General features: G+C 38.9%; 26 protein-coding genes. 11 read left to right on the top strand and 15 right to left on the bottom strand.

Features of this window, described 5'->3' with window-relative positions; all coding sequences use genetic code 11:
- The first annotated feature begins 21 nt into the window (after window positions 1–21).
- From GJS41_RS00815 to hflD, 3 genes are read left to right on the top strand one after another with little or no spacing between them, the layout of a single operon-like run.
- Window positions 22–534 carry an NUDIX hydrolase gene (locus GJS41_RS00815; RefSeq protein ID WP_154245451.1) on the top strand — a complete coding sequence of 171 codons (513 nt, stop codon included), beginning with the start codon at window positions 22–24 and terminating at the stop codon, window positions 532–534.
- Window positions 531–1,649 carry a tRNA 2-thiouridine(34) synthase MnmA gene (mnmA, locus tag GJS41_RS00810; protein WP_154245450.1) on the top strand — a complete coding sequence of 373 codons (1,119 nt, stop codon included), beginning with the start codon at window positions 531–533 and terminating at the stop codon, window positions 1,647–1,649. The genes GJS41_RS00815 and mnmA overlap by 4 nt, the downstream gene beginning before the upstream one ends.
- A gap of 1 nt (window position 1,650) precedes the next feature.
- Window positions 1,651–2,283 (top strand): high frequency lysogenization protein HflD, encoded by a 633-nt coding sequence (gene hflD / locus GJS41_RS00805; RefSeq protein ID WP_154245449.1) that lies wholly within the window; start codon window positions 1,651–1,653, stop codon window positions 2,281–2,283.
- A 13-nt stretch (window positions 2,284–2,296) separates the two neighbouring features.
- Here hflD and GJS41_RS00800 read toward each other — a convergent pair whose 3' ends face one another.
- The 12 genes from GJS41_RS00800 to sdhC form a co-directional block, all read right to left on the bottom strand.
- On the bottom strand, window positions 2,297–2,971 hold the full coding sequence (locus tag GJS41_RS00800; RefSeq protein ID WP_154245448.1) for a DUF2461 domain-containing protein: 675 nt from the start codon (window positions 2,969–2,971) through the stop codon (window positions 2,297–2,299).
- Window positions 2,972–2,974: 3 nt separating this feature from the next.
- Window positions 2,975–3,853: a hypothetical protein gene (locus GJS41_RS00795; protein WP_154245447.1), complete on the bottom strand. Its 879-nt coding sequence runs from the start codon at window positions 3,851–3,853 to the stop codon at window positions 2,975–2,977.
- Between the two features lie 9 nt (window positions 3,854–3,862).
- Window positions 3,863–4,384, bottom strand: coding sequence for a hypothetical protein (locus tag GJS41_RS00790; RefSeq protein ID WP_154245446.1), 522 nt, complete (start codon window positions 4,382–4,384; stop codon window positions 3,863–3,865).
- Between the two features lie 9 nt (window positions 4,385–4,393).
- On the bottom strand, window positions 4,394–4,957 hold the full coding sequence (locus GJS41_RS00785; protein ID WP_154245445.1) for an RNA polymerase sigma factor: 564 nt from the start codon (window positions 4,955–4,957) through the stop codon (window positions 4,394–4,396).
- 121 nt (window positions 4,958–5,078) lie between these two features.
- The gene (gene sucD, locus GJS41_RS00780) at window positions 5,079–5,951 is read right to left on the bottom strand and encodes a succinate--CoA ligase subunit alpha (RefSeq protein WP_154245444.1); all 873 of its coding nucleotides are present in this window, start codon (window positions 5,949–5,951) and stop codon (window positions 5,079–5,081) included.
- A complete protein-coding gene (sucC, locus tag GJS41_RS00775; RefSeq protein WP_154245443.1) occupies window positions 5,951–7,120 on the bottom strand; it encodes an ADP-forming succinate--CoA ligase subunit beta in 1,170 nt (389 codons plus the stop codon). The genes sucD and sucC overlap by 1 nt, the downstream gene beginning before the upstream one ends.
- Window positions 7,121–7,220: 100 nt before the next feature.
- Complete coding sequence (odhB, locus tag GJS41_RS00770) at window positions 7,221–8,432, bottom strand: 2-oxoglutarate dehydrogenase complex dihydrolipoyllysine-residue succinyltransferase (RefSeq protein ID WP_154245442.1); 1,212 nt, start codon at window positions 8,430–8,432, stop codon at window positions 7,221–7,223.
- Window positions 8,433–8,469: 37 nt separating this feature from the next.
- Window positions 8,470–11,289: a 2-oxoglutarate dehydrogenase E1 component gene (locus GJS41_RS00765; protein WP_154245441.1), complete on the bottom strand. Its 2,820-nt coding sequence runs from the start codon at window positions 11,287–11,289 to the stop codon at window positions 8,470–8,472.
- Between the two features lie 249 nt (window positions 11,290–11,538).
- Window positions 11,539–12,237, bottom strand: a complete 699-nt coding sequence (locus GJS41_RS00760) for a succinate dehydrogenase iron-sulfur subunit (protein WP_154245440.1) — start codon at window positions 12,235–12,237, stop codon at window positions 11,539–11,541.
- A gap of 31 nt (window positions 12,238–12,268) precedes the next feature.
- Window positions 12,269–14,044 carry a succinate dehydrogenase flavoprotein subunit gene (gene sdhA, locus GJS41_RS00755; RefSeq protein WP_154245439.1) on the bottom strand — a complete coding sequence of 592 codons (1,776 nt, stop codon included), beginning with the start codon at window positions 14,042–14,044 and terminating at the stop codon, window positions 12,269–12,271.
- 3 nt (window positions 14,045–14,047) lie between these two features.
- Window positions 14,048–14,395, bottom strand: coding sequence for a succinate dehydrogenase, hydrophobic membrane anchor protein (sdhD, locus tag GJS41_RS00750; RefSeq protein WP_154245438.1), 348 nt, complete (start codon window positions 14,393–14,395; stop codon window positions 14,048–14,050).
- Entirely contained in the window at window positions 14,389–14,763 is a 375-nt protein-coding gene (gene sdhC / locus GJS41_RS00745) for a succinate dehydrogenase, cytochrome b556 subunit (protein WP_370515586.1), read from the bottom strand. Before sdhC ends, sdhD begins: the two co-directional genes overlap by 7 nt.
- A gap of 400 nt (window positions 14,764–15,163) precedes the next feature.
- Between sdhC and gltA the strand changes: the two genes are divergently transcribed.
- The 4 genes from gltA to GJS41_RS00725 all read left to right on the top strand — a co-directional run bounded on the left by gltA (window position 15,164) and on the right by GJS41_RS00725 (window position 19,017).
- Window positions 15,164–16,453 carry a citrate synthase gene (gene gltA / locus GJS41_RS00740; RefSeq protein WP_154245436.1) on the top strand — a complete coding sequence of 430 codons (1,290 nt, stop codon included), beginning with the start codon at window positions 15,164–15,166 and terminating at the stop codon, window positions 16,451–16,453.
- Between the two features lie 65 nt (window positions 16,454–16,518).
- Complete coding sequence (locus tag GJS41_RS00735) at window positions 16,519–17,352, top strand: hypothetical protein (RefSeq protein WP_154245435.1); 834 nt, start codon at window positions 16,519–16,521, stop codon at window positions 17,350–17,352.
- Between the two features lie 118 nt (window positions 17,353–17,470).
- Window positions 17,471–18,556 carry a tryptophan 2,3-dioxygenase family protein gene (locus GJS41_RS00730; RefSeq protein ID WP_154245434.1) on the top strand — a complete coding sequence of 362 codons (1,086 nt, stop codon included), beginning with the start codon at window positions 17,471–17,473 and terminating at the stop codon, window positions 18,554–18,556.
- 2 nt (window positions 18,557–18,558) lie between these two features.
- The gene (locus GJS41_RS00725) at window positions 18,559–19,017 is read left to right on the top strand and encodes a hypothetical protein (protein WP_154245433.1); all 459 of its coding nucleotides are present in this window, start codon (window positions 18,559–18,561) and stop codon (window positions 19,015–19,017) included.
- A 1-nt stretch (window position 19,018) separates the two neighbouring features.
- Here GJS41_RS00725 and GJS41_RS00720 read toward each other — a convergent pair whose 3' ends face one another.
- The 3 genes from GJS41_RS00720 to GJS41_RS00710 are packed head-to-tail and all read right to left on the bottom strand — an operon-like array spanning window position 19,019 to window position 21,093.
- Window positions 19,019–19,441: a VOC family protein gene (locus GJS41_RS00720; RefSeq protein WP_154245432.1), complete on the bottom strand. Its 423-nt coding sequence runs from the start codon at window positions 19,439–19,441 to the stop codon at window positions 19,019–19,021.
- A gap of 3 nt (window positions 19,442–19,444) precedes the next feature.
- Window positions 19,445–20,536 (bottom strand): glycosyltransferase family 2 protein, encoded by a 1,092-nt coding sequence (locus GJS41_RS00715; protein WP_154245431.1) that lies wholly within the window; start codon window positions 20,534–20,536, stop codon window positions 19,445–19,447.
- Window positions 20,537–20,583: 47 nt separating this feature from the next.
- Window positions 20,584–21,093 carry a GAF domain-containing protein gene (locus GJS41_RS00710; protein ID WP_154245430.1) on the bottom strand — a complete coding sequence of 170 codons (510 nt, stop codon included), beginning with the start codon at window positions 21,091–21,093 and terminating at the stop codon, window positions 20,584–20,586.
- Between the two features lie 196 nt (window positions 21,094–21,289).
- Between GJS41_RS00710 and GJS41_RS00705 the strand changes: the two genes are divergently transcribed.
- The 4 genes from GJS41_RS00705 (at window position 21,290) to GJS41_RS00695 (ending at window position 24,867) form a co-directional block, all read left to right on the top strand.
- Entirely contained in the window at window positions 21,290–21,502 is a 213-nt protein-coding gene (locus GJS41_RS00705) for a DUF1289 domain-containing protein (RefSeq protein WP_154245429.1), read from the top strand.
- A gap of 43 nt (window positions 21,503–21,545) precedes the next feature.
- Window positions 21,546–22,943 carry an asparagine--tRNA ligase gene (asnS, locus tag GJS41_RS00700; RefSeq protein WP_154245428.1) on the top strand — a complete coding sequence of 466 codons (1,398 nt, stop codon included), beginning with the start codon at window positions 21,546–21,548 and terminating at the stop codon, window positions 22,941–22,943.
- Between the two features lie 95 nt (window positions 22,944–23,038).
- Window positions 23,039–23,215 carry a CBU_0585 family protein gene (locus GJS41_RS11380; protein ID WP_195758307.1) on the top strand — a complete coding sequence of 59 codons (177 nt, stop codon included), beginning with the start codon at window positions 23,039–23,041 and terminating at the stop codon, window positions 23,213–23,215.
- Window positions 23,216–23,289: 74 nt separating this feature from the next.
- A complete protein-coding gene (locus GJS41_RS00695) occupies window positions 23,290–24,867 on the top strand; it encodes a hypothetical protein (protein WP_154245427.1) in 1,578 nt (525 codons plus the stop codon).
- The last annotated feature ends 1 nt before the right edge of the window (window position 24,868 follow it).

Genomic DNA, 24,868 nt, shown 5'->3' with positions numbered 1-24,868 from the left:
CTATTCAATAAGAATTCATATATGTTACCTGTTCATGTCACTGTAGCGGCTGTTATTGAGGGCCGTGGAGAAAATCAAGGTAAGTATTTAATGGTAGAAGAACACGCTTCCAATGGCGAAATCGTCTTCAATCAACCTGCCGGTCATTTAGAAGAAAATGAATCTATAAAAGACGCTATTATTAGAGAAGTTGCAGAAGAAACTGGTTTAGATTTTAAACCAACAGCTTTAGTCGGTACCTATTTATTGAATCCAGCAGCGAATAACCATTACTACTTGAGATTTTGCTTTACAGGCTATATCTCTGGAGATAAGAAACCTGAACCTCAAGATGCCGATATTATTGCCGCCCATTGGATGAGCAAAGAACAAATACTAGATATTCTGCCACAACATAGAAGTGGTTTAATTGTCGACTGTTTAAAAGATTACCTCTTAGGCAAAAGAACACCATTAGAGTCTTTGGCCTTCAGCAATAATGAAGAACTTCTTCAATCGACTGGAATTAGCTTCCTGAATAATTATCAATTATGAACCAACAACAGCATAAAAAACCAACTTCTGAAACTAAAGTTATCGTCGGCATGTCAGGCGGTGTTGACTCTTCAGTCTCAGCATACTTATTGAAAAAACAAGGCTATCAAGTCACTGGCTTGTTTATGAAAAATTGGGAAGAAGATGACGATACCGAATATTGTACCGCAGCAGAAGATCTAGCCGACGCGCAAGCTGTTTGTGACAAACTAGATATTCCTCTTAAAACGATCAATTTTGCTGCTGAATACTGGGATAATGTTTTTGAATATTTCTTAGAAGAATATCGTGCTGGACGAACACCCAATCCAGATATTATGTGTAATAAAGAAATAAAATTTAAAGCTTTTTTAGATTATGCGCAATTACTAGGAGCAGATTATATTGCCACGGGCCACTATGTTCGACGTGGAGAAAAAGATGGCAAAGCCACTTTAATGCGTGGCTTAGATCCCAATAAAGACCAATCCTATTTCTTGTATGCAGTGAGCCATGACAAGATAGGTAAAACGTTATTTCCAGTGGGCGAACTTGATAAGCCTGATGTAAGAAAAATAGCTGAAGAACAAGATTTAATTACTGCCAAGAAAAAAGATTCAACAGGGATTTGTTTCATTGGTGAAAGAAAGTTTAGTGATTTTTTACAGCAATATTTACCTGCTCAACCTGGAGACATAGAAACACCAGACGGCAAGGTCATTGGTAAACATAATGGTTTGATGTATCACACTCTTGGCCAAAGAAAAGGGCTGGGGATTGGTGGTCTTGCTAATGCCAGTGAAGACCCTTGGTTTAGTGTAGATAAAGATTTAGAAAGAAATGTTTTAATTGTGGCACAAGGCCATGAGCACCCTCTTTTAATGAGTAACTCTTTAATAGCAAAGAAATTAGATTGGATCGCAGGTACAGCCCCAGATACTAATTTCAGTTGTACGGCAAAAAATCGTTATCGACAGGAAGATGTTGCTTGCACAGTCAGTCGCATTGACGATGACTCATGGCTAGTAGAGTTTGCGCAACCCGAGCGTGCTGCAACGCCGGGGCAATCTGTAGTTTTTTATCAAGATGACACTTGCCTTGGCGGTGGTATCATCGATCAAATAAATAGAATCTAATATGTTTTTTAACTCGAACGATAACTTTAAAGAAATTACCATAGCGCTAGCCGGAGTCTGTCAAGCGATCGACTGCGTACAATCTATCGCTCGCAATGGACAGGCCAATAAAGAAGATATGCAGACTTTATTCGAGGCATCTTTAAAACTAGAAGCAGAGTCTACCGAAGCAATTTTCGGTGACATTAATAATTTAAATACTGGTTTTAAATCAATTCTTGCGCAACTCTCCGGTAGCAAAACGGAGCCTGACTTTGGGCGTTACTTGATTAATGTTATTACTTTAGAGAAGCAACTAGCTAGCAAGCCACAACTATTAGAATTAATCGCTGGTAGAATATCGCAAGCTAATCGTTTAGTAGACTATAAAGATACTGATGAAGAAATACATTTTTCTACTATTGAGCAGCTAGCTGGAACTTATAAAGATAGTATCTCGACTTTACCCACCAAGATCCAGGTTACAGGCAACAGTAAATATTTAGAGCAGTCTAATAACCAACATTTAATTAGAGCCTTATTATTGGGTGCTATCAGAAGTGCTGTATTATGGCGTCAGGTAGGCGGCAAGAAACGTCATTTTATATTTAATAAAAACCAACTCATTAACACCGCTAAAGATTTTCTTAAATAAAGGAAATACGTCACTAGAAATTAAGGTTTTGTGCTTCGCATAAAAAGCGCATTAATGGTTCTGTTTTCTTATATTCTTTATGCAGGATCTGCGGTAAGTCTTTTGAATAAAGTTCTTTTCTTTTAACGTTTTTTATCACAATAAAATCTTTGCGTTTTAGATCATCAATATTCGGATGATCCTTTGGGTAACCTCTTGGTGGGTTAGTTAATACACTACCAACAAATTCAAAGTCATTACTCAGGAATTTATTTTTCTTTATTTTATTCCATGCACCGGGTGCTTGATCGATCAACTCCCTAATATTTCGTAAAGCTTTTGATTCTGGGTGCCAAATACCCGCTCCAATAAAGCAATCGTCAGGGCTAATATGGAAATAGTATCCTGGCGCATGAACATTTTTTCCCAATTGATGACGAAATTGAACACCTACATTAGTTTTATAGGGCGTTTTATCTTTTGAGAAACGAGTGTCTCGATAAGGTCGCATCATTGAGCCACCAATCTTTTTGGGAATGGCAACAAATTGTGGTGTTAAGCTATTTAAGTAAGGCTTAAAAGATTCGATCAAATGCAAAGTAGGAGTACGGATGATGTCTTCATATATTTCTTTATTATCATTAAACCATTCTCTATTGTTGTTTAGCTTGAGTTGCTCTAAGAAATCAAAAGTTTTCTTTGAATACATAAATCAAAATTCACAGTCTTTATCAGCAATTTTCCAAATCACAGGCTGCCAAAATTCAGAACCTGCTTTAGCATACCTTTGAGCCATATCAAACTTTGCACCAATATAATAATCTTTATTAGGTTCAACTGTAATCTCAAGTTGTAAAGGTTTTTCAGCTTTATTAAACCTTCTAATATGTACAGTCTCACGATAAGGGATTAACTCTTTAATCATAAGAGTATACTTACCTGGTTTAACTTTTATAATTCTGTCTTCAGTTCTCAGTTTTTGTTCATTTACTCTATCTATTGATGCTGGGTAGATTGATTTTGACGGAGGTGGTCTAAAATAAGTCGATATATGCCCACAACTATTCGCTGCATACTCTGGCTTCGGCTGACTCAGTTCATCAGATATATTGATAGTATCAACTAGGGTTAGCTCCCAGGCAGGTAACTGAGGTAATTGAAAGTAATCAGAGATTTCTACTTTTGTCGCCCCTCTCGTCAGAGTGGCTTTAATTCTATCTCCATTTTTGAATAAGACAGGTTTCCTTAAATCAACATCAAGCCCATTGACACGAAAACTATCAATCACATCACCAGATTTAATACCAAATTTTTCAGCATTACTACCAGGAGTTACTAAGATGACACTTGTGCTGTCTTTCTTGAGAATCAAACCAAAGGATTGAGTTTCTTCATTGTCTTGAATTAAGTTAAACTCAATTTTTGCTTCCGGCGAAATTTCCTTTTCATACCTAATGATTCTTGTGATTGCATCATTAATAGTTTCTTTTAGCTCTTTGGCCAACATCTTAGATTTTTGGCTTTTGAGCTCTTGAGCAAATGATGGTGATGGGACAAGAAGCATAACAATCCCTAAAACTATAACTCTCACATGAAACCCTTAGATTTTATTAGCCGCAAGACCGTTCTCGTAAATATATTGTAATTCTGATAGCTTTTTAATTCTTTGATTCCACAGTTCTATGGTTTCTTCTTCTTGGCTCTCATAGAATTGATTAGAGTTATAAATTTCAAAAATAACCCGATCAATATTATTGATCTCATTATTAACTCTTTGTGCAGCCAAGTATATCAAAGGGTCAAGATCATTAGACTTGATTTGACTTATTTTATTTTCCAAAGCTTTTGAATCAGCAATAGCGGTATTTATTTTGCCTTGCTTTATTTGATTAGGAATAAAAAATAACAAACTGAAGGCTATTACACATACAGCAGATGCCAGAGCCTTTTTGTTCCAATTAGCAAAATACTTAGCTCTGATGTTATTGTTGTTGGAGCCAGAATTTATTAATTCTAAAATCTTATCGTCACAACTTTCATTTATATTAGGTGCTTGTAACTGCTCAATTTCATGATTGATTACGGCAAAAAATTTCTTTTCTGAATGGTTATCTAAATTCATATATAAAACCTATAAGCTTTTCTGTTTTCCGCTGTAACCAGCAAGATTTGATACTTTAGAGAGCTTAGCTAAGAGCCTTTTGTAAATTTGCTTAGAATTACCTTCTGTTATATCTAAAAGATTTCCGATTTCTCTATGCGAATAACCTTCGACTACAAACAATATTAAGACCACTCTTTCTCGGTCCGCTAGATTCTTTAAATACTTCTCAATATCAAGAGACTCTTCATTAATTGAAAATAACAGTTTCTCGTAATCAACATTGCCACTTTCAACAAGACTTAAATCTACGTGAAGTTTCTTTTTGTTAATGTAGTCAATTGAGGCTCTATATGTAATGGTCTTAATCCAGCCATTGAATGTGCTGGGATTATCAAGAAATATAATCTTATTGATAACTTTTTCAAAAACTTGCTGCAGGATATCTTCAGATGCAGCCGTATTTAATGTAACTTTGTAGGCTAAGTTAAATACTGGAACCTTAAATTCCTGATAAATAGTGGTTAAAGCGAATTTATCGCCTTTCTGCGCCTTGATTATTACTTTTGTTGGTAATCTCTTTGAAAAAGACATATAAAGCCTGTTATTTGTTAGCCATATGACACTCTCAATATAAAGTAAGTTACACTAAATTTCACTAAAAATAGCATTAAAAAAGCCGCTACAAGAGCGGCTTTTGTTAAAGGGTTAACTTTTACCAACCCGTAATCTCTTTTAAACCTTTACCGATATCTGCTAATGAACGTACAGTTTTTACACCTGCATCTTCAAGCGCGGCAAATTTTTCGGCTGCAGTACCTTTACCACCAGCGATAATTGCACCGGCGTGGCCCATACGCTTGCCTGGAGGCGCTGTAACACCTGCAATGTAAGAAACCACTGGCTTAGTAACGTTAGCTTTAATAAATGCAGCTGCTTCTTCTTCAGCTGAACCACCAATCTCACCAATCATTACGATAGCCTCAGTTGCAGGGTCTTCTTGGAACATCTTCAAAATATCAATGAAGTTTGAACCAGGAATTGGGTCGCCACCAATACCCACACAGGTAGATTGACCAAAGCCTGCGTCGGTTGTTTGCTTGACCGCTTCATAGGTTAATGTACCCGAGCGAGAAACAATACCTACTTTACCCGGCAAGTGAATATGACCTGGCATAATGCCAATTTTACATTCGCCTGGAGTAATAACGCCTGGGCAGTTAGGGCCAATTAATTGTACGCCTAAATTATCACACACAATTTTGGCATCCAGCATATCCATTGTTGGAATGCCTTCAGTGATACAAACTACTAATTTAATACCCGCATTAGCAGCTTCTAAAATAGAGTCTTTACAAAATGGTGCTGGCACATAAATTACCGACGCTTCTGCGCCTGTTTGCTCAACTGCTTCAGCTACAGTATTAAAAACTGGTAAGCCTAAATGTTCTTGACCACCCTTACCTGGAGTCACACCGCCAACCATGTTAGTGCCGTATTCAATAGCTTGCTCGGTATGGAAAGTACCTTGCGAGCCAGTGATGCCTTGGCAGATAACTTTAGTGTTTTTGTTGATTAAAATACTCATTATTTAGCTCCCTCAGCTGCAGCTACAACTTTCTCAGCAGCATCTCTTAAACTGGTAGCAGCGATAATATTCAAACCTGAATCTGCCAATACTTTTGAACCTAATTCAGCATTGTTACCTTCTAAACGTACAACCACTGGATCTTCGATTCCCACTTCTTTAACCGCACCGATAATACCTTCAGCAATTAGATCGCAACGTACGATACCGCCGAAAATATTTACCAATACTGCTTTAACATTTTCATCCGAAAGAATTATTTTAAAAGCTTCGGTAACACGCTCTTTAGTCGCCCCGCCACCAACATCTAAGAAGTTTGCCGGCTCGCCACCGTGTAATTTAATGATATCCATAGTGCCCATCGCAAGACCAGCACCATTAACCATACAACCAATAGTGCCATCTAGTGCAACATAGTTTAATTCAAACTTGGCAGCATGAGATTCACGCTCATCTTCTTGAGACGGATCGTGCATTTCACGTAATTTTGGGTGACGGTATAAAGCATTAGAATCGATGCCAATTTTTGCATCCAAACAATGTAAGTCACCATCTTCTTTAATGACTAAAGGATTAATTTCTAAAAGCGCCAAATCTTTTTCGGTAAACATTTTCGCTAATTGCATAAAGATATGCGTAAACTGCTTAACTTGCTTACCCTTTAAACCCAAACGGAAAGCTAAGTCGCGTCCTTGGTACGGCTGAGCGCCAACTAATGGATCGATAGTCGCTTTCAAGATTTTTTCTGGAGTTTCATGAGCAACTGTTTCAATTTCAACGCCGCCTTCAGTTGAAGCCATAAATACCACGCGACGACTTGAACGATCGACTACCGCTCCAAGATATAACTCTTCAGCAATATCTGTGCAAGTCTCAACTAAGATCTTACTGACTGGTTGGCCATTTGCATCCGTTTGATAAGTTACTAAGTTCTTCCCCAACCACTTTTGAGCAAACTCTTTGATCTCGTTTTTATCACCCGTAACTTTTACGCCACCAGCTTTACCACGACCACCCGCGTGAACTTGAGCTTTTACCACCCACATATCACCGCCGATGCTACCTGCCGCTTCAAAAGCTGCTTGTGGGTTATCAACTGCATACCCTTCTGACACTGGTAAACCATACTCTCTAAAAAGTTGCTTACCTTGATATTCATGCAAATTCATAATAAGAATCCTATTTGAATAAATCTAAAATTAAAAAAACTAAAATACTAAAACACAAAATGCCGAACTAATGTTCGGCATCATAAATCAAATACTTATCCTATAGGTCTAATAAAAGACGTGCAGGATCTTCTATAAACTCTTTAATGGTTTTTAAGAAACCAACTGACTCACGACCATCAATAATTCTATGATCATAAGATAACGCCACATTCATCATAGGACGGATCACGATTTCGCCATTAACAACCACTGGACGATCTTCCATACGGTTCATGCCTAAAATTGCAGACTGTGGAGGATTAATAATTGGAGTTGCCATTAATGAGCCAAACACACCGCCATTAGAGATAGTAAAAGTTCCGCCGGTCATATCTTCAACGGTTAACTTGTTATCACGAGCTTTAGCCCCAAACTCACGAATTTTCGCTTCTATTTCGGCCAAAGACATAGTATCTGCATCACGTAAAATGGGTACTACCAAACCACGAGGTGAAGATACCGCAACCCCTACATCATAATAACCATGATAAACAATATCATCGCCATCTATGGATGCATTAACATCTGGGAAGCGTTTTAGTGCTTCAACGGTAGCTTTCACGAAGAAAGACATGAAACCTAGACGAGTGCCATGTACTTTTTCAAATTGTTCTTTATAACGAGCACGTAATTCAACCACTTCCTTCATATTGACATCATTGAAGGTCGTTAAAATAGCTGCGCTGTGCTGTGCTTCTAATAAACGCTCAGCAATACGCTTACGAAGACGAGTCATTGGCACACGCTTTTCTTCTCGTAGACCAGCTGCTAAAGGTGCAGAACCGCTAGTAACAGGAGCTGCTTTCGCGCCACTTGCTTTACCATTTTTAATAAAAGCTTCGACATCTTCTTTAGATAAACGCTTACCAGAGGCTGGAATTTGCTTAGGATCTAAATTGTGCTCTGCAACCAAGCGACGTACCGCTGGAGATAACACATCCAAATCAGCAGCTGCAACTGGAGCAGCCTCAACGGCTGGAGTGGCCTCTGCTTTCGGCGCTTCTTTTGTGGCAGGAGCTGCAGCTGCAGCTGCACCAGCAACAAAATTTGCAATCAATTCTTCTTGCAAAACCGTATCGCCTTCTTGCTTTATAATTTCAGAGATTGAACCATCTTCTGGCGCAACCACTTCTAAAACCACTTTATCGGTTTCAATATCCACTAAGTTTTGATCGCGCGAAACTGCTTCACCTGGTTGTACGTGCCAAGTAGCAATCGTTGCATCGGCAACCGATTCAGGTAACACAGGAACTTTGATTTCAATACCCATTGTCCTAACCTATTTCTCTTAAATTAAAATTAATCTATTATAAGCCAAGCGCGTCATTGACGAGCTGTGCTTGTTGTTCATTATGTAATCCAGCATAACCCACCGCTGGAGCTGCCGACGCTGTTCGGCCAGCAAACAATACTCGGTACTGAGTATCGATTTTCATCACCGCATCATCTAAATTATGGCGAGTACAATACCAGGCACCTTGATTTTTTGGTTCTTCTTGACACCAAATAAACTCTTTAGCATTCTTGTATTGAGCTAAGATAGCCTCAACTTCCTCATGCGGGAATGGATACAACTGCTCGATACGGATGATAGCTACATTTTCTAATTTTTCTTCACGACGCTTTTCTAACAAATCGTAATAAACTTTACCAGAACACATCACTATACGAGTAACTTTTTTAGCCTCAAGTGCATCTACTTCTGGAATCGCATTATGGAATTTACCATCAGTCAAATCGCTAATATCAGAAACTGCCAGCTTATGTCTCAATAAGCTTTTAGGTGTCATCACAATCAACGGCTTGCGCAAAGGGCGAATCATCTGACGACGGATCATATGGAATGCTTGCGCCGGAGTTGATGGAACCAATACTTGAATATTATGTTCAGCAGCCAACTGCAAGAAACGCTCTAAACGTGCTGAACTGTGTTCTGGACCTTGGCCTTCATAACCGTGCGGCAAGAACATAGAAAGTCCAGAAAGCCTTGCCCACTTTTGTTCACCAGAACTAATAAATTGATCAATAACGACCTGCGCACCATTCACAAAGTCACCAAACTGTGCTTCCCAAATAACCATCGAACGCGGCTCATTTGAAGAGTAACCATATTCAAAAGCAAGCACGGCTTCTTCAGATAAGACAGAATCGATTACTTCAAACTTTGGCTGTTCTTCTTTAATGTTCTGCAATGGAACATAAACTTCGGCATCATTTTGGTCGTGTAACACAGCATGGCGATGGAAGAAAGTTCCGCGACCAGAATCTTGACCACATAAACGAACTTCGTAGCCATCGTTTAATAAGCCCGCGTAAGCCATGGTTTCAGCGAAACCCCAGTCCATAGCAACTTCACCAGAAGCCATCTTTTTGCGATCGCCCATCAGTTTCTTAACTCGAGACTGCAAAGGATGATCTTCAGGGTAGTAACAAATACGCTCTGCTAATTGCTTAAAATCTTTCTTTGTAATATTGGTATTCGCTGGCGACTGCCAAGTTTGGTCAAAATACGGTGACCAATCAACATTGAATTCACTTTCTTGCACGGGTAATAGATTTTTAACCGTGCTTTCACCATTATCCAATGAATTTCTATAACCATCTAAAACCGCTTTAGCTTGGACAGCTTCAAAGACGCCACGCGAAATCAAACTATCTTCATAAAGTTTACGTGGTGTTGGATGCTTCTTAATTTTTTGATACATCAACGGCTGAGTGGCATTCGGCTCATCCGCTTCATTGTGGCCATGTCGACGGTAACAAACTAAATCAATCACCACGTCTTTTTTGAATTTATTTCTAAACTCTAATGCCAAGCGAGTTACGAATAATACAGCTTCAGGATCATCACCATTGACGTGGAAAATAGGAGCTTCCACCATTTTCGCAACATCAGTACAGTAGGCTGTTGAACGAACATCGGTTGGTTTAGAGGTGGTAAAGCCAACTTGGTTATTGATAACAATATGAACGGAGCCGCCCACCTCAAAACCGCGAGCTTGAGACATATTAAATGTCTCCATCACAACGCCTTGACCGGTAAAGGCAGAATCGCCATGAATCAATACTGGTAAAACTTGCTGATGGCTATCATCTTTGCGACGCTCTTGACGAGCACGTACTGAACCAATAACTACAGGGCTAACAATTTCCAAATGCGATGGATTGAACGCCAATGCCAAATGTACTGGGCCACCTTCGGTTTCTACATCTGATGAATAGCCCATGTGGTATTTAACATCACCCGAGGTCCCCACCACATCGCCATTACCAGCAAATTCATTAAATAAGATGCTTGGATTTTTGCCCATGACATTAACTAGAACATTCAGACGGCCCCGGTGAGCCATACCGATAACAATTTCTTTAGTTCCGGCGACACCTGCTTGATTGATCATGTCGCGCATCATTGGTACTAAGCTATCACCACCTTCTAGCGAAAAGCGTTTAGCTCCTGGGAATTTTGCGCCTAAATATTTCTCTAGGCCTTCAGCAGCCGACAAACCTTCAAGAATCTTTTCTTGGGTTTCCTTTCTGAAAGCATGCGAAGCATTAACCGCTTCTAATTTTTCCTGGATCCAGCGGCGTTCTTCAAGCGAATTCATGTGTAAGAATTCTGCGCCGATTGAACTTGAATAGGTAGTTTTTAATCGCTCTAAGATTTCCGATAGAGGCTGTTCATCTGGCCCTGCAAGATTACCGACTGAGAACTTCGTATTTAGATCTGAATCAGAAAGCTCGAAGCTTTCAAGCGATAAATCGGTAGGATAAGGATGTTGCCACATGCCTAGCGGATCAATTTCAGCATGGTGGTGACCACGAGCACGATAAGACTCGATTAGGTGTAAAACCTTAACTTGCTTGGGATCAGCCGCTAATGAACCCGACCCTTGAGAGAATGCTATTTTCTGACGGTTTAAACCGATTTGACGGAAATGCTCACGAATTGCTCCATGCCCCACTTCCTTTTTCTGGTTGACCTTCGAGTATTCGTCGAATTTAGCTCGCCAATCAGCATCAACTGATTGAGGATCTGCTAAGTACTGTTCGTACAATTCTTCTAAATAGGCCGCGCTTCCACCTGACAGGTAGGCGCTCTCGAACATCGCCTCTAACCCATTTTTCATTTTAAGGTTTTACCTTTTTATCGTTTAAGCTCTCTGAATTAGGCTAAGCATTTTGCCTCAGAGAATCCAAGTCGCATATGATAACTAATTTTTGCCCGTCTTAACACAGTAAAAGCCCTTTTAATTATAAAAGGGCTTCTTTAAGTTCGGGTATTAACTCTTTGTTCTGAATGGTATTTTACAAAATATACAGCTTAGCTCGCTGTAAAATTGTATAAAACCACTTTAAAGGAGACTAAATCCTTTAAATTATACCCCGCGCTTAAGCAGCATAGAACGAATATGTCCAATAGCCTGAGTAGGGTTTAACCCCTTAGGGCAGACATCGACACAGTTCATAATGCCACGACAACGGAATACGCTGTAGGCATCATCTAAATCCGCTAAACGCTCATCGGTTTCGGTGTCACGACTATCGATTAAGAAACGATAAGCCTGCAACAAGCCAGAAGGACCCACGAATTTATCTGGGTTCCACCAGAATGATGGACATGAAGTTGAACAACAAGCACACAAGATACATTCATATAAACCGTCTAACTTTGCGCGCTCTTCTGGTGATTGAAGGCGCTCTTTTGCAGGTGGCTCATCATTGGTAATTAAATAAGGCTTAATTTTTTCATACTGCTTATAGAACTGAGTCATATCAACGACTAGGTCGCGCACTACTGGTAAGCCAGGTAAGGGGCGAACAACGATCGGCGTTTTCAGACTAGAAAGTGGTGTAATACAAGCTAGACCATTTTTGCCATTAATGCTCATACCGTCAGATCCACAAACACCTTCACGACAAGAACGACGGAAAGATAAAGTTGCGTCTTGATCTTTTAGCAATAACATAGCATCAAGTAACATCATGTCAGAGCCTTCTGGCACCTCCAGATCAAACTCTTGCATGTAAGGCTTCTTGTCAGTCTCAGGGTTATAGCGATAAATACTAAATTTCATAATTTATTTCTCCGTTCTCTTTTATGGAGAATTAATAAGTACGTGCTTTCGGCGGGAAAGCATCAACTTTTTCTGGTTGCATATTAACGTCGCGCTTACCCATTTCTTCTGTTTCAGGGTAATAAACTGAGTGTACTAACCAGTTTTCATCATCACGATCTAAATAATCTTCACGTGAATGTGCACCACGAGATTCTGTTCGATATTCAGCAGACATCGCAGTTGCATAAGCCACTTCCATTAAATTCTCTAACTCTAAGCATTCAATACGTTCAGTATTAAAGGCTTTAGACTTATCTTTAAGGTAGCCATGCTTAAGACGCTCACGAAGCTCTTTAATTTTAGCCAAGCCCACTTTCATTAAATCACCGGTGCGGAATACACCAAAGTGATTTTGCATTACTGTCTGTAGCTCTTTACGAAGCTCTACTGGGTCAACAGCACCTTTATCTTCTGCTGAAGACTGATCCCAACGGTTGTAACGCTTCATCGCATTATCTGCATCACTTTCTGATAATTCTGAGAAAGTTAGACCTTCACGTAAAGACTCTTCTATGTGCATACCTGCTGCGCGACCAAATACGACTAAGTCTAATAGCGAGTTACCACCAAGACGATTTGCACCGTGCACTGATACACAAGCAATTTCACCAACCGCATAGAAGCCTTTAACGATATTCTCACTACCATCAGGGTTACGGTCAATCACTTGACCATGTTTATTGGTCGGAATACCACCCATCATATAGTGACAAGTTGGTACTACTGGAATGGGTTCCTTGGTCGGATCAACATGCCCGAAAGTACGAGCCAACTCTAAAATGCCAGGTAAACGTTTGTTAAGAACTTCTTCACCTAAATGATCAAGCTTTAGCATCACATGGTCGCCATTAGGTCCACAACCATTACCCGCTAAAATTTCTTTTGTCATAGAACGAGCAACTACGTCACGCGATGCTAAATCTTTAGCATTCGGTGCATAACGCTCCATAAAACGCTCGCCATCTTTATTGATCAGATAACCACCTTCACCACGACAACCTTCGGTTACTAATACGCCTGCGCCAGCAATACCCGTTGGGTGGAACTGCCACATTTCCATATCTTGAACCGGCAGACCTGCGCGCAATGCCATACCAACACCGTCTCCAGTGTTAATTAATGCATTAGTCGTTGAAGCATATATACGACCAGCTCCACCTGTGGCAAATACTGTCGCACGCGATTTAAACATAGCAATTTCGCCAGTTTCAATCGACATAGCTGTGACACCACAAACGTCGCCATCTTCGTTACGAACCAAGTCCATTGCATACCACTCATTAAAGAACTGAGTGTTAGCCGCTAAGTTCGCTTGGTATAAAGTGTGTAATAAAGCATGTCCTGTTCTATCGGCCGCAGCTGCAGTACGAGCTGCCTGCTCACCACCAAAATCTTTAGATTGACCGCCAAAAGGTCTTTGGTAGATTTTGCCATTATCTAAACGAGAAAATGGTAAGCCCATATGCTCAAGCTCATATATAGCTGCAGGACCATTTTCACACATATATTCGATCGCATCCTGATCACCGATATAATCTGAACCTTTAACGGTATCAAACATATGCCAGCGCCAATCGTCATCATGACTGTTACCTAGTGCAACAGTAATACCACCTTGAGCTGATACTGTGTGCGAACGAGTTGGGAAAACTTTTGAAATTAAAGCGACCTTTTGACCGCTTTTTGCCAGCTGTAGCGAAGCACGCATACCTGCGCCACCGCCACCTACGATTACGGCATCAAATGTATAAGTTGGAATAGACATTAATTAAATGCTCCACAAAATTTGAATGCCCCAAATCATCAAGGCAAGACACATAATAATCACAAACGCTTGGAAAGCCATTCGGATAGCTAGTTTAGGCATATAGTCAGTAGACACAATCCATAAACCAATCCAAGCATGCATCACTATTGAACCTAAGGCTAATAGTGAAAAAACTTTCATAAAGGTGGTTGCAAACAAAGCTTGCCATGCAGCAGCTGTCACATCACCGGTACTAATGACGAAATACGTTAAATACAACGTATAAGCCAACATAATTACTGCTGACAAACGTTGGATAATCCAATCGTGTAAGCCTGAACGACCTAAACTAGTGACTGTTGCTACCATACCCACACTCCTAATGCGACTGCGACAATTGCAGATAGGATTAACACTATCCAAGCGCCGCGTTTACCGCCTTCTAATGACTCACCAATACCAGCATCCATTAACAAGTGACGAACACCAGCAATAATGTGGAATGCTAAAGCGGTCAAGATTGCCCAAAATACAAACTGACAAATGAAATTGTCGTTAAGACTGGTTTGTAATTCTGCAAAACCTGCCGGGTTGAATGATTTTTGCAAAGCCCAAAGAAGAATAGGTATTGCGATGAATAGAATAACGCCTGTGATGCGGTGCAAAATCGAAGAGATTGCCGTCACAGGGAATCTTACTGTCATAAGATTCAAGTTTTTAGGTCTGTTATGCTTCACGATTAGTATCTATTTTTATGCCCAGGTCGGTGGCGTTACAAAAAGATGTCTTCAAACCTTAAGTCTCTCAATGGTTAAAACAATATGTGCCATTGAAATTATTGCATTTTCGACCTAATAAATGCAGTTTGGAAGACGTCCCCAGTGATACAAACTGATAGGCAGAGAATTATATAAGTGCTTGATGCTGATTACAAACAAATCGCTATAAAAGCTTTTAAAAAATAAAAGCTGTAGCATTCTTGAATAAAAAGCATCCAATGCTGTTTAAAAAGCCAACAATTTAACTTATTTCAAACGGTTGTTATAAAAATGTCTTAGAAAAGTCATGAAAATTTTGTAGAATGAACGGCTATCTAGGAAATAAATTTCTGTATTCAATAAAGTCTAAGGAGACTTCATGTCGGATAAAACAGCAAAACTAAGCCTTCCCAATGGCGAAACGTTAGATTTAAATGTTTTAAGCCCTACTATGGGAAAAGACGTTATCGACGTCCGCGCTTTAGGAAAAGCAGGCTATTTCACGTATGACCCTGGTTACGTTTCAACAGGTGCTTGTGAATCTAAGATCACTTTTATCGACGGTGGCAAAGGCCAATTATTGTACAGAGGCTACCCAATCGAGCAGTTAGCCGATGAAGCGACTTTCGAAGAAGTGGCTTATTTACTGCTAAATGGCGAACTACCTAACCAAGAAGAATACGATGCGTTTGTGGCTAAAATAAATAACCACACCATGGTTCATCAGCAAATGATGAACTTCTTTAATGGTTTCCGTCGTGATGCGCACCCGATGGCGATTATGATCGCTGTAGTTGGCGCTCTTTCTGCTTTCTATCATGATTCTTTGGACATTAACGACCCACAACATCGTGAAATTAGCGCAATGCGTTTAATCGCTAAGGTTCCGACGATTGCGGCTATGTGCTACCGCTATACAGTGGGACACCCTTTCGTTTATCCGAATAATGACAAAAGCTTAGCTTGGAACTTCCTAAACATGATGTTCAGTCAGCCAACTATGGACTGGGAGCCGGATCCAATTTTAGTAGATGCAATGGATAAGATTTTCACTTTGCATGCCGATCACGAGCAAAATGCTTCAACTTCAACAGTACGTTTAGCAGGCTCTTCAGGAGCTAACCCTTTCGCTGCGATTGCTTCAGGTATTGCTTGCTTATGGGGACCAGCACACGGCGGTGCCAACGAAGCCTGCTTGAACATGCTACGTGAAATTGGTGATGTAGAGCGTATTCCAGAATTTATTGCTCGCGCCAAAGACAAATCTGATCCATTCCGTTTAATGGGCTTCGGTCACCGCGTCTACAAAAACTTCGATCCGCGTGCAAAAGTGATGCGCGATTCGGCATATCAAGTTCTAGAGTTACTAGGTAAGCATGACGATCCAACTTTCAAGGTTGCATTAGAGCTAGAAAAAATTGCATTAGAAGATCCTTATTTCGTTGAAAAGAAACTGTATCCTAATGTTGATTTCTACTCTGGTGTTATCTTAGATGCAATCGGCATTCCAACGAATATGTTCACTGTAATCTTTGCTTTAGCAAGAACCGTAGGCTGGGTATCTCAGTGGAATGAAATGATTGGTGAACCTAATCGTAAGATTGGTCGTCCTCGCCAGTTGTACACAGGCGAAACTGCAAGGGATTATGTGGAAATTTCGAAAAGGTAAGCGAAATTGTTTACTATATTAAAGGAGCTTAAATGCTCCTTTTTTAATAAAGGAGCGTTTTACACATGAAAAATTTGGCTTTAATTATAACTTCACTACTAGCTTTAATATCTACAAAAGTATTCGCTGACCCTCAGGATGGTGAAGAGTTATTTTTTAAAGGCCTTTTTGCCGATGCGCAGAAAGCACTTTTAAAAGTTAAGCCTTTAAACTCTAGACAGCACACTCTCTTGGCCATTACCTACGATTATAAATATTTAAACGTAGCAGCTTACTGGGCACCTAGTATTTTAAAAGATGCTAAAGATACTTCTGATTATAACCGTGCTCAGAACCACTACCGGAAAGCCTTAGAGCTGGACGGTTTAAACCATATAGCATTGTTTAGATCTTTACTTTTAGAAAATCAATTCAAAAAAAATCTGAAGTCGATATACGTTAACGGTCAACATCTTGGAACTTCAGACACAGAAGCAACCAGACTTAGAGGGAATAATAAGATTAGCTATGCGGCAAAGCATAATAATAGCTCAGAAGTGTTTGATCTGTATTACTCTGCTGTTATTAAAAAATTTTACGGCATCAATAATAATAAGGATTTAAATCAATTACAGTCGATTGGAAAAATTAAAAATCATGCTCAAGAACCTGTGAAAGAATGGCTTATTGGAATTTCAACTATAGTAAACCAGGATTTACCCGTGTATCTAACACCTGACTTTATATTCTATACATGTAAAGCCTACTCAAACGGTTTCAATTTTACTAAACAATATTTCTTCGGTTTTGAGTACCATGCAAAAACCATGGACAGTGCATATTCAATGCATGAAAAATCCAAATTGAATTCGAAGGGACAGCAATGCTTAGATAGCTTTGCTAAAAGAGTGACTCGTTAATAAATATAAGCTTATACGAAATTTCTGCTGACATTATTTTTTCTAAATGTCTATAATCAAAAAGGAGCGTTAGCAATAACACTCCTTTTTTAATGGCCACCATTTATGGAACAATAGAATGCAAAAAAACATAAAACCATGCTATTACAGTGAATATTTACAGCTGGACAAACTGTTAGATGCGCAACATCCAGAAAGTAAAAAGTATGGTAAAGAGGCGCACGATGAAATGCTTTTTATCATGGTGCATCAAGCCTATGAACTATGGTTTAAACAAATTTTACACGAAGTAAACGCGATACTTCCTGTGCTATCACAAAGATCTGTTCCTGAAAAAGAATTAAGTACCATTAACCTGCGCTTAGAGCGTATCCATAAAATTCAAGAAGTCATGGTCGACCAAATTGATATTCTGGAAACAATGACCCCTCTCGACTTTTTAGACTTTAGAGATTATCTAATTCCAGCCTCGGGTTTTCAGTCGATTCAATTTAAGGAAATTGAAATTATTCTTGGTTTGAAATCAGAATTTAGAATTAATTTCGATAAAGAATCTTTTTATAGCCGTTTAAATGAAGTGGATCGCACTCACCTTATGGCACTGGAAGAAGCTCCTAGTTTATATGACGCGGTGGAAAACTGGCTGGCTAGAATGCCATTTTTAGAATTTGGCGACTTTAATTTTTGGGAACAATATCAAGCCTCTGTAAAAAGCATGCTCGACCACGATGAAGAAACACTCAAAGAAGCGGATTATTTATCCGATGGCGAAAAGCGTTTTCAACTGAATGATTTAAATAATACTCGGGCAAACTTTGCCGCATTATTTGATAAAGAAAAATATCAAGAAATGAAGCAGCAAGGTGTTTTTAGAATGAGTCAAGAAGCTACCCTTAGCGCAATTTTTATTAATCTTTATCGTGAACAGCCGATGTTAACCGCCCCATTCCGTCTTCTGCAAGCGTTAGTCGAGTTAGATGTAAACTTTACTCTCTGGCGCTCACGCCATGTGGATATGGTGATGCGGATGATTGGTAACAAAATCGGTACTGGCGGATCGTCTGGCCATGACTACTTACGTCAAACCACCATGAACAATAAGTTCTTTAGAGATTTAATGAATATCACCACTTTTTTAATACCCCGATCGGCTTTACCAGAGTTACCAAAAGAAGTGATTGATGCTATGAGTTTTGGGAAGTAGTCGTGAAGTATTTTTTCCTCATGTTATGTCTCTTTATTTCACCTAGCATTACTGCCAGCATAACAACACCGCTGACAAGAAGTGAAATCAAATATGAAGGGTATATTGAGTTAGAAAATATCAAGTATTACAGCTTTCACATTAAAAAGAATTTAGATACTGGAAATATAGAAATACTAGACTTTAATTTTGATGGAAAAAATTTCGCAGTACCTAATCTTAATGAAATAACTGATGCTGACTTAAATGGAATTCAACTTTTTTATAATGGAGGGCTTAGAATAGGTGGCGAGACCCCTTACAACTCTCCTTCTACGATATTACTCCAAATTCCTTTTGGGTCAGAAGTTGAGTGCCAAAAAGAATTTTATTTGGATTATGACTATAAATATTTGATGTATTATTTCACTTTAGATTCCAAGTTCTATAAAAAAGAAATAACCCAAGCTTGCTCAGAATAAACTATTTCTCAAACAAACCACTTAAATCATTAAAGCCCTTAAATTCTAACGCATTACCAGACGGGTCATAAAAAAACATAGTGGCTTGTTCGCCTGCCTTACCTTTAAAGCGAATATAAGGCTCGATAACAAACTCAACACCCTTTTCTTTTAATTTATCCGCAAGCAGTTGCCAATTTGACATATCCAAAACTACTCCAAAGTGAGGCACTGGGACATTATGCCCATCCACTGCATTTATCGATTTATCAGTATTAAGTTTCATATTCTCATCAAAGTGAACGACTAACTGATGACCATAAAAATTGTAATCAATCCAATGATCACTTGATCGTCCCTCTTCAAAATCTAAAACTAGACCATAAAAACTTCTAGCAAGCTCTAAATCGTGTACTGGTATTGCTAAATGGAAAGGTCTAAGCATGGTTTAATCTCGATTAGTAAAATAGTTTTCAAAAAGCATGTATTCTTTTTGAAAAGCATAGTAAGCGTAGATAGCAGAGAAAACAAAGCCTCTCATACCCATAACAATGTATCGATTAATTATTAAATTTTTAAGCAGCATGACTGGGAACTTAATAATAATCTTCAGCTTACTATATTTTTTGTTAGCCAAGTGCCGCTCTTTAGCTTTTAGGTTTGCATAAAGTGAAAGTTTATCCACTAATTTAGTAATTTGGTTATAACCAGTATGGTAGAAAAAAGCTGAAGTTTTCCTTTCTCTGCCATGTACCTTAGGGTTTTCATGAGATAGTTCAGTTAGATCATACTTACCTGAATTTCGAATAAACAGCCTATTATTATGCGGCAACTTACACAGGCCAGATAAGGGTTTACCCATAAACAAATCATTTCTAAGACATCGTAATGACGTGTACTGATCCTGCTGCATAGTTTTGATTATTTCAGACTGCAGGTCTAAAGTAATCCATTCATCTGCATCCATACTGTATACCCAGTCATTATGGCATTGCTCTAATGCATATTGCTTTTGATGTGGAAAACCCTGCCAAGCATTAAATAATACGGTAGCGCCAAGCTCTTTTGCTTTGTCTACTGTGGAATCACTACTGCCTGAGTCTACAACCACAACCTCATCAGCCCACAAAGTGGTACTTAATGCAGTTTCGATCGTTTGCTCTTCATTTTTAACAATCATATAAATACTGAGATGAGAGCTTTTGATTGAAGTATCCGCTTTGCTAAAACGATTAACATCAATAGGTTCTGCGTAAAAATACTCAAAAGATTTTGCCTGTATTAGGAATTTTGAATACGACTGCTGGACAGCAAAAACAAAACCATCAATTCCTTTAAGTAAAAAGCCTTTAAAAAGATACCACTTAATAAACTCAAAAGCAGGCAAGAATAGAATATTTAAATACAACCTTAAATAGCGAAGGTTTGCTTTCATTTCCTTATTGGGTTGGATAGATTGGTTACGCGCGCTATCAGTATCAAACAACCCTTTAGAGCGTAGAGAATCAAAATCCTTACTTGATACCTTCTTAAAACTCATGCAATCACTTTAAAATCAGTAGCAAAGGATCTGCTTAACTACAAAATTCAAAATTCGGTGCTAGCAAGAAGAGTTTTCAGTAATACAGTCAATCCATCTGCATCCTCTTGATCAAAACGATTATGTACTGGACTATCAATATCGAATACCCCTGCTATCTTGCCATTAGCCATCATAGGAATCACAACTTCACTATTGGTATCGCCATCACAAGCAATATGGCCATCAAAAGCATGTACGTCGGCAACCAATTGGGGTTCGAGTGTTTCAGCTGCGGTACCACACACTCCTCGTCCAAAAGGAATGTGTACGCAAGCCACCTTTCCTTGATAAGGGCCAAGAATCAGCGCATTAGGATCTTTTGAGTTAACTAAGTAAAAGCCGACCCAATTCAAGTCTGGCAGCATTTGATACACAAAAGCCGACGTCTGCGATAAGTTGGTCACCCAGTTAGTATCTTCCGATAGCAGTGACTCAAGCTGCATAGCCAACTGACGATAATATTCTGGTTTATCTTTTTGATACTCTTGGATCTGTGACTGGTCTAATTCAAACATGGCTAAAATTCTTTTCCTTCATTGGGCTAATGTATCCAAGCTAGACGGTAAAAACAACGCTTTATTACACAAATGTTTCCCTTTGATTTACACACTATATTGTGTAGTTTTATTCTTAATACCACTAGCCATAAAAGGACTCTCGCGGTAACATACGGCGTTGTTTTGCTTGATAGCGTTAGCCTGAGGTTTTGGCTTGTCCAATAAATTTAAAATTACTCCTAAGACTCGTGAGCGCAAACCCACTGATTCACCCTGTATTGGCACCTGCAGTACCGTTTTAGGTGATGAGGTTTGTCGTGGATGCGGTAGAAGTTTTGATGAAGTTTTAAATTGGCATACTTTTTCTGATGATCAGAAAAAAGCGATTAATCTTAGACTAAAGCTCGAAGGTAAAATAAAGTTTTAGCACTCTATTTCATTTACAATCAATAACTTAAGAGATATATCTAATGTTAGTTTCTATTGTCGACGCCCTTGCGGGCAAACCTGCCGAAGGTGAAGAAGTCACCGTTCAAGGTTGGGTACGTACTCGTCGTGACTCGAAAGCTGGTCTTTCCTTTGTCAATATTCACGATGGTAGCTGCTTTAATCCAATCCAAGCAGTGGTCGATAATAATGTTAATAATTATGAGTCTGAAGTCACTAAATTGACCACTGGTTGCTCTGTTCGCGTAACCGGTACTTTAGTTCCTTCACAAGGTAAAGGGCAGACTTTTGAAATTCAAGCTACTGCAGTAGAAGTTTTAGGTTGGGTCGACGATCCTGATACCTACCCAATGCCAATGAAGCCGCACACTGTTGAACATTTACGTAAACATGCCCATTTACGCCCTCGCACTAACCTTATTGGTGCCGTTACCCGTGTTCGTAATTGTCTGGCACAGGCGATTCATCGTTTTATGCATGAAAACGGTTTTAACTGGATCCACACACCCATCATCACTGCTTCGGATGCCGAAGGCGCTGGTGAAATGTTCCGCGTGAGCACTTTGGATCAAACCAACTTACCAATGACCGATAAAGGTGAAATTGATTATTCTAAAGATTTCTTTGGCCAGGAATCCTTTTTAACAGTTTCAGGCCAATTAAACGTTGAAAGTTATTGTATGGCTATGTCTAAGGTTTATACCTTTGGCCCTACCTTCCGCGCAGAAAACTCAAATACCAGTCGTCATCTAGCAGAATTTTGGATGGTTGAACCAGAGATTGCCTTTGCTGATTTGTCTCAAGATGCGGATTTGGCAGAAGCAATGATGCGTTATATTTTTAAAGCCGTTTTAGACGAGTGTGGCGATGATATGGCTTTCTTCCAACAGCGGGTTGATAAAGACTGTATTAACCGTTTAGAGAACGTTATCAACAATAATTTCGAGCGCATGACCTATACCGACGTCATTTCTACCTTAGAGAAATCAAACAAAAAATTCGAATTCGACGTTAAATGGGGAATTGATCTCCAATCTGAGCACGAACGTTTCATTGCCGAAGAATACGTAGGGCGCCCTACCGTTGTCACCGATTACCCTAAAGATATTAAAGCTTTCTACATGCGTATGAACGACGACGGAAAAACCGTCGCTGCAATGGATGTTTTAGCCCCCGGTATAGGTGAAATCATTGGCGGTTCGCAACGTGAGGAGCGTTTAGATGTGTTAGACGCCCGCATTGATGAAATGGGTTTACCTAAAGAGCATTACTGGTGGTATCGCGACTTGCGTCGTTATGGCACCGTCCCTCACGCAGGATTTGGTTTAGGCTTTGATCGCTGTGTATCTTATGTTACTGGCGTACAAAATATCCGTGACGTTATTCCATTCCCACGAGTACCTAATAACGTTAAGTTCTAAGACAGATAAGTTATAAAGCTAAAACATTTAAAAGAGTCGCATCAGCGGCTCTTTTTTTATATGCTTAAATAATAGTAAATAATTTTTCAAACATTATGAGTAAAAGCAACCACACCAGCGAGATCACTCAGTTTTTAAAACAACTTGATGAAGAAATAAAACCTGATTCAAAATCGCGCCAAGCTGAAAAAGACAAGTATGCGCAAATCAATGAAAAGCGCGACAACCCTGAGTACGATGAGAAAAAGTCAAAGCTATGGGAAGGCTTTTAAGTTAAGCGTAACTTTTCTGCCTATACACAGGTCGGTTTATTATAAGTTACTTTAAAAAAAACAATGGAGGATTCATGAAAACTCTAACAGTACTTTTTTTCCTTGGTTTACTACTTTCATGTGGCTCCTCAAGCAATACGGAAGCCAATACTATAAAGCAAGGAAAATTTGGTCTTCCTATAACTAACTTAACTTATAATACCTCTAGTAATTTATCTGGAACCTTAGTTGATGGTTTTTTCCAGTTCCGCTCAAATGACGACATTACATTCAGCTATCAGGGATTAGAGATAGCGACGCTTTCAGCCGATGAAGAAATCAGTCTCACACAACTATTCGATTTACAATCATTGACTCAAATACAAATACTTGAGGCTATCGAAGAATTTGGATCCGCTGAAATAGAGTATACAAAATCATTAAAAGAATTACGCACAAGTGAGCTGATTAAGCTCCTATCACACTTCTATCATTTAGATATCAACCAAGATTTATCTGATGGAATTGAGTTACCTGCTACTTTAGCTATTAGCGCTCCAACGTTTGCTTACTTTATGAGACAACCCCCAGCTTACATTTTAGCGACTAATAGCATAGAAGCACCTGTGATAGATAATATTTCTGTACTGAATAAATATATAGAACAAGGCTGGTTAAATTCTCTTCTCAATACCTACAAACAAACTTACCAGTATAAAGATATGGTAAACACGTTTGATTATAATCATGATACTACCTATGAGTATATTTATGATTCCGATGATAATTTAGTAACTACTATAGTTAGCGACCAAGTTGATAATACTTCTTATACTATCGATAGAGAATATGATAATGGTTTGTTAACAAAAGTATCGACTGATTTAGATAGTACGGAGTATAAATACACCAATGGTATTTTAGTCGAAACTATCATTACCGATAGTAACTTACAGAAAAGTATTAGCAATCATGATATTTACGGAAACATTTTACAAACAAATGTTTTCTCTGCTAATGACACTACTACTCCAACATCCTCTACCCGCAATACTATAGAAAACGGCCTTATCGTACAGAGCGTAAGAGAAGATACCCAAGGAAATAAAACAGTAACTGATAGAGAATATTCGCTAGGCCTTAGATCGTCTATAAAAGTAAACACTCAGGATATGCAAACCCTTTTGTCCTTTAGCTTTTTGTATAATGATTATGGGTTACCCTCCTTTGAAGAACAAGTTTATCCAGATCAAACAATTAAAAAGAATAATGAATACAACACATGGAACCTCATCAAAAGCAGTTCTCAAGAGATTATAAGCGGAAACACTGTTTTAGCAGGGAGTCTTGATTACTTCTATAATGAATTCAATCAATTAGAGCGTGTAGAAAACTCATTATTGACAAGTCCTCTGGAGGTATTTTCATATGAGTGGGATGCAGATCAGCTTGTTAAATATCAATATATAGCTAGAAATCCTTATCAAGAAATTAATTATAAATATTCACAAGGTTTAATTGAAAGCACCACTTACCAAAGCACTTACGAAGGTGATGATGTAATCATCTCAATTTATTCAAATGAGTATGAACATTCTAATAAACTACATCAGCTGCCGTCTCAGGTGATTGAGCTACAAGATTATTGTTCGCCACTACCAATTCAATGTTAGC

It is taken from the genome of Kangiella sp. HZ709 (assembly GCF_009674675.1).
Lineage (GTDB): Bacteria > Pseudomonadota > Gammaproteobacteria > Enterobacterales > Kangiellaceae > Kangiella.
Note: the sequence above shows the minus strand (reverse complement) of the source record. Positions and strands in the feature narration are given on the sequence as shown.